This window comes from Moorella mulderi DSM 14980 (assembly GCF_001594015.1).
In the GTDB taxonomy this organism is placed as follows: Bacteria; Bacillota; DSM-521; order Neomoorellales; family Neomoorellaceae; genus Neomoorella; species Neomoorella mulderi.
This window is the reverse complement of sequence record NZ_LTBC01000067.1, coordinates 1-588: the sequence shown is the minus strand read 5'-3', so window position 1 is coordinate 588 and position 588 is coordinate 1. Positions and strand designations below refer to the sequence as shown.

1 protein-coding gene is annotated in these 588 nt (G+C 44.0%); it reads left to right on the top strand.

Annotated elements, in window-relative coordinates; all coding sequences use genetic code 11:
* On the top strand, positions 1-588 hold a 588-nt coding region (locus MOMUL_RS15280; protein ID WP_062286266.1), incomplete at both ends, for a DDE-type integrase/transposase/recombinase.

Sequence of the window (588 nt, the reverse complement as noted above, 5' to 3'; positions counted from 1 at the left end):
GCATGGCTAAAGGAGCTAATTGAGGGCGAAGGCTTCGCCTATGGCTATGTCAAGATGACGATTATCTTAAAACACAAGTATGGACTGATTATCAACAAAAAGAAGGTTTACCGCCTTTGTAAAGAAATGGGGATATTAAAGCCCCAGCGGCAAATAAAGGTTAAACATCCCCGCCGTTTAGCCAGGAACCGGATAGTTACCGGTCCCAACCAACTCTGGGAAATAGATATAAAATACGGCTATATAGCTGGCGAGGGCCGTTTCTTCTATGTTCTTTCCATTATTGACGTCTTTGATCGTTCTATTATCGACTATCATGTAGGTTTAACCTGCGAAGCCAGACATGCCGTCTACACCTTAAAATCAGCGCTATGGAAACGCCGGCTGGATAAAAATGCTACCAAATCGGTTATAAGGACAGATAATGGTCCCCAGTTCACTAGTAATCTTTTTGCGCAAACCTGCAAGGATCTAGGGGTAGAGCATGAGCTTATCCCCTACAAAACGCCCAATAAGAATGCTCATATCGAGTCCTTTCACAGCATCCTGGAGGAGGAATGCCTGGCACGGTACGAATTTAATAGTTTC